Origin of the sequence: Bacteroides neonati (genome assembly GCF_000499785.1) — a bacterium.
GTDB classification, from domain to species: domain Bacteria; phylum Bacteroidota; class Bacteroidia; order Bacteroidales; family Bacteroidaceae; genus Bacteroides; species Bacteroides neonati.
In genome coordinates this window covers 1-4682 of the sequence record NZ_HG726036.1, presented here as the reverse complement: position 1 = coordinate 4682, position 4682 = coordinate 1, and the positions used below count along the sequence as shown (strand labels likewise).

Here is a 4682-nt window from a genome sequence, read left to right as displayed (position 1 = left end):
GACGGATCACGCTTTCGATACCGTAGAACTTCGTATTGTAACTCCATTCAATAGTCGATTTCTGATTCGGAATATAGGCTTCGAGCATCCGGTACCGTTTACCTAAGAAATCAACATAGTCGTTCACATCGAGCTGCACGCGGTCAAAGAGAACAAAGGACAGGCTCAGGATATAGTCTGCCATCAACCCCTCGGCAAGTGTCGATGAGTCGGCGGGCGATATGGTTGCTTTTAACTGTCCTTCTTTATTATAAATATTGAGTTCCATTTAATCAGTCTTTAATCAATGTTTAATCGTTATTCAAATACCCGGCTTCGGTTCGCGAAACTTCAACTTAAAGCGTGAAGCGTAAACCGCCTCTTCTTTCAGGTATGTCAGTTGCTCATAGTTGGTACAATCCTTATAGTACATCTTATAAGTCTTATTCAATTCCGGCACCTCGATGTTAAGCCAACCACTCTTCAAAAGCGTGATAAAGGCTGTGTACTTGGCAAACCAATCGGTTTTCGTTTCGGCGGTGAGCGCAAAATACAGGGTGATGTCACGTGCCTCGAAGCGAGGAATCGGTAACACGTCGGGCAACGCCTCACCATCTTGCTCGCGATATGCTACGGCTGTATATGGCTTCATCGCCGGGGGCTTAAGCAATTCGTTGTAGTTCGCATGATCCCCTGCTTTGAGTTCGGTCAAGTAAGCGCCATAGGTTGTATATACATCCTGCCCGTTAATCAGTAAAAGCCCTTCCAATACCTTTTCCATCTTATTTCATTTTAAATCCGTCACGTTTCAATTCCGAGATATCAGCGGCCATCTGCTCCAAGTACTTACAATAAGCCGTGTTCTCAACTATTTTAGATAGCGCGTCAATGGCTTTGCCCATGATCATGGAGATATCCTTCACCGTATCGTCAATAGTACTCACATGCCCCTGTACGGAGGTAAATAACCCTTCGAGCTTCGTACCCTGATCTTGTGTCATCGTAGTGAAGGCTCCGGCTTTGCCACTTTGTGATGTTGTGGACTCCCAGCCAAAATCCTTTGCCATATTGTCCCGGGCGGCCGTCATGGCTTCGATGAGCTCTTTATATTTCTTCTGAATCTCGTCGGATTCAATTTTCGTTATATCGATCCCCCCGGCCGATTTATCATCGGCAGCAGAAACCCAGAGTTGATACAGGCTGTCGATCTCCTTTTGAAAGTTCTTGGCAACCATTGCGCCTAATATCGATTTTCGAAGATATTCTCCAAAGTTGTTTGCCATATCAGCGGCAGACATATCCATGTTTGCCAGATTCTCAATAAAGCCATCGTAAAAGCTATCGTAAGATATTCCGGTAATGGCCTCCTGCCATTTGTCAATAACATCTTTCCCCTTGTCTCCTGCATCGATGATGGCTTGAAGGGCTTTTTGCTGCTCTTCAGGGAGCTTCGCCCAAAACTCCTTATATTGGTCACGAATGATGGTTAACTGTTTACCTGACAATGTGGACAGCAATCTGGATGAAAGCAAGTCATCTCCACTGGCGTTTATACCCATTTCTTTCACAATGGTTGCCCAGGTATCCATTTCCGTAAACCACATCAGTTTATTTCCGCTCTCGTAGGCTATTTTCCGGTATACATCCGTTTGCTTGTTCAGCTCTACCATTGCTTTCCTGGCGCTGTCGATGGCAGAGAAACCATAACCGAACTTAATACCCTCTTTTTGTTTGTCTATGATCTTATCGTAGATATCAACGATTCCGTTCAGTTGTTCAATGTACTTTTTCCTTTTTGCTTCCTCATCTTCCCCTTTGAACAGTTCGGCTATTTTTGTTGCTACCTGTATCGCAGTGCTGATGATTGCCAGGATAACAGACGCTTTTTCAACATTGCTAATTGCAGTGGCCGATGTATCGGCAACCGCTTCTATCCCATTCATAACAGACATAGTAAAGCCGCTGATATCACCGATCAGGTTGATAATCTGACCGGACTGTCCTCCGATGGCATCGCCTACGTCTTTAATGGAGTAAAAGAGTTTATTCATTTCATCATTGACCTCTTTCTCCGCTTTCTTTACTCTGGCACTCGACCTGGCAACCTTATCTTGCGCCCTGCTGTAGTCCTGGGCGGCCTTGGTAGCAGTCAGGTACGATTTTTCAGATTCAATTTTACCTGTATCCTTATTGAACTTGCTTGCTTTCACACCTGTAACCACCTGTTCGCCACGCTGCACCGCAATTAGTTGCTGTTGAGCTTTGGCAAGCTCCTGCTCTGCCTCTGCCAACTCCGCTTTCCGGTCGGCAAGCGTCTTGAATGGGTTGCGGGCATCCAGTTCGTCCATGATCTCCTGAATAGTGGTTGTGTACTCACGGAGCTGATCGGGAGACAACACTTGTGCGGCTGCACTTTTAGCATTCTCTAGTTGCGAAAGCAGAGAGCTTAACGTATCCGATGAAGTCTCTTTGAGGTTTTCAAAGGCGCGTACGTATTCGGGAGTCTCTTTGAGTTGGTCAAAGTCCAGTTTAATCAACTCTTTCCCTTTATTGGCAGTAGCTTGGGCGATGGCACGATTCGTCTGTTCTATCTTTGCCGCATCCCCTTCTTGCTGCGCTTTATCACGTTCTTTCTGTATCTTGGCGATGTCTTCATTGAACTTCTTCTCGATAGACAAACGTTGGGCAGTATAATCCTGATACTTTCCCACTAAACTATCGAAATCTTTCTTCTGCTTGTCGGCATACTCTTTTTCAATATCAACGAACTCTTTTACATAGACCTCCGAAGCTCCTTTGCGCTGTTGGCTTGCTTGAGAGGTCACCGCATCTACCTGTTCCTTTGAAACGGGAAGCCCTTGTTTTTTCGCTTTGGCCAAGGCGTCGAGGCGTTCTCGCTCTTCCTGATCGATTCTCAGTAGCTCCGCATCAAAGCGGGCACGAGCAGCCGCTTTTTCCTTGGCAGCACCTTTCTCCATAATAGCGACTTTCATCTCTTCGACCTTTTGACGGGCTTTGAGTTCTGAGTCGGAAATTTTATCGATCAGGTTTTCAGTTTCATTTTTGGGTTCTTTGGGCTTGTTGTCGCCAAAGAGCAAATCTTTTACATTGATTTCTTTAGCTAACGATTCGTTTATTCTTTTCAGTTTTTCACGCTGTTCTATTATGTTGTTTATATTTTTTTCTTGCTTTTTATAGGCTACATCAGCATCGATAATCGCAGTTTCTGCACTTAGTTTTGCTGTAGCTGTTCCGAACCCTTCTTTCTTTTTACGATTATAATCTTCGTTTGCTTTTAAACGAGCATCTCCCAATTGTTTTAGTTTTGCCATTTCCATCGCTAGTTCACCTCTTAAATCGAAAATTTTAACTGAGTTTTCGCCTATTCTCTCGGAAACAGCACGTGCGTTCGCAGCTGCAAGCATCTGTTTAGCTAACAGGGCATAAGCCGTAGATGCTTCACCTGCTAAAATCTTTTCATCTTTTAAATTTCCAAAATATTCAGGATACAGTTTTTGCAGTTTATCTACCGCGCTTTTCCGATCTTCCAATGAACGACTGTGGTCTTGTGATGCTTTGTATAATAATTCTAGTTCTGTTTTTTCTTTAGCATAATCACTAAATCCCTTTCTTCTTGATGCTGCCAATTGTTCTTCAGCAGATGCTAATTTTTCTAACTGTTTTTCTGCTGAAAACAGCCTCTTTGTCCATTCTACCACATCTTTCCCGTATACCGTAAGCAATGTAATACCTACCACCAAAGCTGTTTGCCAGGAGAAAATGGACGATGTCACTTGCTTCCATACCGGTGTGGATTTCTGCCCGGCATCATTCAATGCTTTAACCTCTGCCTTTGCTACCCTTAGATTATCCGCCAATATCGGCAAGTTGTTTGATATCGCCAGAAAGAACATATTTGCCCCCATTGTCAGCGATGGCAACTCACGTGCCACCTGCTGAATACTCATGCCCAGTCCGTTAAACTGCGAAGCAGCAGCACGGGGCACCGATGGGTGAACGATGGGTGCGTCTGCCCCTCTTCTCTTGATCTCTTCCAACTCAAGAAGCTTGGCTTTGAGTTCGTCAATCTCTTTCTTGAGTGCTTCCATCATGGCGATGTTGTCCGTTTGATCGGAAATGGTTTGGGTAGTGCCGGCAAACTGGGTCTGCATCTCCTTGAGCACCTTTTCCAACTGACGGATCATCACTGTATTGTCCTGAATGCTCTTCTCGACCACACTCATGTTGCCGATGACAGACTGCATACCTTCTTTGGTATTGTCGCGAGAGATAAATTCTAACAGTACAGGTTCCATGCGTTATTCTTTAGTTTCTTTGAGTTTTGTTTGAAAGAATGCCAGTGAGCTACCTCGTTGCCGGGTTCCCTGCCCTTCTTCCTCTTTTTTCTTCTTTACGTATCGCGGTGCGTCGGCGGCCATCAGCAGCAAGGTGGGGTAATTGACTTTCCACAGCAAGTGGTGCAAGCTCCATCCCGTTGCAGATGCGATCTGCCAGAGCATACCAAAGGGGCTATGAGAGCCTTCCATGTGGCCCGTTAACTCCCCTTTCCCGGTTGGCTCAGTCTCGGTTTCATCAGGTTCGTCGCCTGTGCCGAGCTGATAATAGTCATAAAATCCTTTGGGTTGAGTAGCTTGAGCATCTGAAACCAAGCTTCTTGCAGAAACCCGGGATGCACCCGCCAT

4 protein-coding genes are annotated in these 4682 nt (G+C 45.2%); all 4 read right to left on the bottom strand.

Annotated features, from left to right (window positions below; translation table 11 throughout):
- The coding region (locus TY03_RS21350; RefSeq protein WP_042373732.1) for a hypothetical protein at positions 1-268 on the bottom strand (268 nt) is incomplete at its 3' end.
- A 33-nt stretch (positions 269-301) separates the two neighbouring features.
- A complete protein-coding gene (locus TY03_RS21345) occupies positions 302-760 on the bottom strand; it encodes a hypothetical protein (protein WP_042373730.1) in 459 nt (152 codons plus the stop codon).
- A 1-nt stretch (position 761) separates the two neighbouring features.
- Positions 762-4295: a hypothetical protein gene (locus tag TY03_RS21340; protein WP_042373727.1), complete on the bottom strand. Its 3534-nt coding sequence runs from the start codon at positions 4293-4295 to the stop codon at positions 762-764.
- A gap of 3 nt (positions 4296-4298) precedes the next feature.
- The gene (locus TY03_RS21335; protein ID WP_230202006.1) at positions 4299-4526 is read right to left on the bottom strand and encodes a hypothetical protein; all 228 of its coding nucleotides are present in this window, start codon (positions 4524-4526) and stop codon (positions 4299-4301) included.
- Positions 4527-4682: the final 156 nt, after the last annotated feature.